3 protein-coding genes and 1 tRNA gene are annotated in these 1,986 nt (G+C 63.0%); 1 reads left to right on the forward strand and 3 read right to left on the reverse strand.

All coding sequences use genetic code 11. The annotated features are described in order from the left end of the window. On the reverse strand, window positions 1-176 hold a 176-nt coding region (locus HL671_RS37785; protein ID WP_172244232.1), incomplete at its 3' end, for a porin. 743 nt (window positions 177-919) lie between these two features. Between HL671_RS37785 and HL671_RS37790 the strand changes: the two genes are divergently transcribed. Further along, a tRNA-Ser gene (locus tag HL671_RS37790) sits at window positions 920-1,013 on the forward strand. Between the two features lie 181 nt (window positions 1,014-1,194). Here the strand turns inward: HL671_RS37790 and HL671_RS38715 are convergent. Further along, window positions 1,195-1,548, reverse strand: coding sequence for a hypothetical protein (locus HL671_RS38715; RefSeq protein WP_012044715.1), 354 nt, complete (start codon window positions 1,546-1,548; stop codon window positions 1,195-1,197). A 50-nt stretch (window positions 1,549-1,598) separates the two neighbouring features. Next, window positions 1,599-1,986: hypothetical protein (locus HL671_RS37800; protein ID WP_210264283.1), on the reverse strand; the 388-nt coding region annotated here is incomplete at its 5' end.

Consider the following 1,986-nt stretch of genomic DNA (forward strand, 5'->3'; position numbering starts at 1 on the left):
CCGAGCTTGATGCAGGTGTCGGTGCCGGGGATGTAGTAGAAGCCAGCGCCGTAGAGGGAGCAGACCTTCACATATTCGACCGCCTTGGCCTTGATCGGAAGGTCAGCTGCCTGGGCCCCAGACATGGCGACGAGAGCTGCCGCCGAGCCCAGGACGAGGCTCTTGATCGTGTTCATAATGTTAAACCTCCAAGTTGCTCAGTCAGGGAAGGTTCCGCTCCGCTGGGTGTGAGTCACCCTTGAGGTTGGCCCCGTAATCCCCTCTTCGACCCGTCGCTCAGCCGCTTCGCGCTATCGGACACACCCGCATGAACGCGAGGGACTTGAGCGAACGACCTCAACGGGACGACGCAGGGATGCCCCCCTTCGTCGTGGGAGCAGAATTACCGAAGGACTTTGCACACGCAACAAAGGAACCATCATTGCGGCGGTCAGCGGGCGCCTTTTTGGAGGTGTGTTGCACAAAAGGCACGGAGCCGTGGTTCTGCGGGATCGGCTAAGCTTTTGTTTATATTATTATTTTATGACAGCGCAATCTCCGGTAATTAGAGGCGCCACACTTCCCTCCCAACGAACCGGGCGCAACTCGGGCAGCTTGGATGCTGAATCTCGACATAGCCCCAGCGAGAATCGGGAGGGACGCCGGAGGTGTGGCAAATAGGTTCCAGTTCACCCGGAGTGCCCGAAGGCTACGTCGGCAACGCCGTTCGAAGCATGGCGACTCGGCTGCTCGGTTCTCATCGGTGAGTTGGAATCAGGCTTGGCAGCAACTCTCCGGCGGTGAGGCGCCGGCCGCCGCGTTCCGGCCGTGTCGAGCCTCACCTCCTGCCCGATTAGCTATGCGCAGCTGTGAGGATTTCCGATCGGCGTGCAATCTGCCGCTTGCGGCTCGGCGCGTCGTCGGGCATACCGACCGCGTTGGAGACGTGGCCGAGTGGCTGAAGGCGGCGGTTTGCTAAACCGTTATAGGGTTGTAAAGCCCTATCGAGGGTTCGAATCCCTCCGTCTCCGCCAGCCTTTATGTCTCCGCCAGCCTTTAAATCATCCGCGTTCGCATTCCCTGGACTTCGCTGTCTTCATATAGAGTGTGGGGATCGGACGCCCGGTCACGTCGAGCGCCGCAATCCGGCAGGACCGATCGCCCCAGTCCCGACCGCAGCGGGCTGCGACGGACGCGCAGCCGGACCGCGCGCGATCAGTCGAACAGCCCCCGCGTCACGTTGATGATGAAGGCCGCGGGCATGCCGATCACGGCACCGATGAAGCCGTAGAACAACGCCGTTCCGGCCGAGGCCACACCGCCCGGCCCCATCACGGCTCCATAAAATCCGCCCAGCCCGGCACACAGCAGAGTGACGATCACGAGGCGCCGGTCGTTGGACGCCTCGATCCGCAACCGCCGCAACTCACGCCGGCTCTGCACCACGGGACCGGCAGGCTCGGTCGACCCGCAATGCGGACAGGCCGCAGCCGTGAAGGACACAGCTTGTCCGCAATCATGGCACTCGATCAGCTCCGGCCGCGATGCACGGCCCTGTTTCGCGACCATCCTGCTCCCGTCCAGCCACCCCGCATGCCCCGCCATCATTCCGATAGCGATCACTCCGGCCGAAGGGAAGTGCCGGACGCGCGGCTCATCCGCAGCGCGAGCGCATCGCGGAACATGCGCCACATGGCCTCCTTGCGGATCACCGTTTCCGCCTGGTCGGCGTAAATCATCACCACAAACAGGCTCTCGACAATGCCAAGATAGGCGTGGCCGAAGCGCGATCGATCGGGCGGCGACAAGACGTCCGGCACTTGCGCGAGAAAGCACGCCTGCAAGCACTCGAGAAAACCAATATAGATCTTGCCGATCACCGGCTTCAGCGCAACCGGCGGCAGAAACGCGGTCCGCAGCAGAAACCGCAGATGCACCGAGGCGTCGTAGCGCGCTGCGAGGACCTCGATATAGGCGCCTCCCGGCTCGCCTGCGGAGGGCGGCGCG

The sequence above is a fragment of the Bradyrhizobium denitrificans genome, assembly GCF_013179005.1.
Lineage (GTDB): Bacteria > Pseudomonadota > Alphaproteobacteria > Rhizobiales > Xanthobacteraceae > Bradyrhizobium > Bradyrhizobium denitrificans.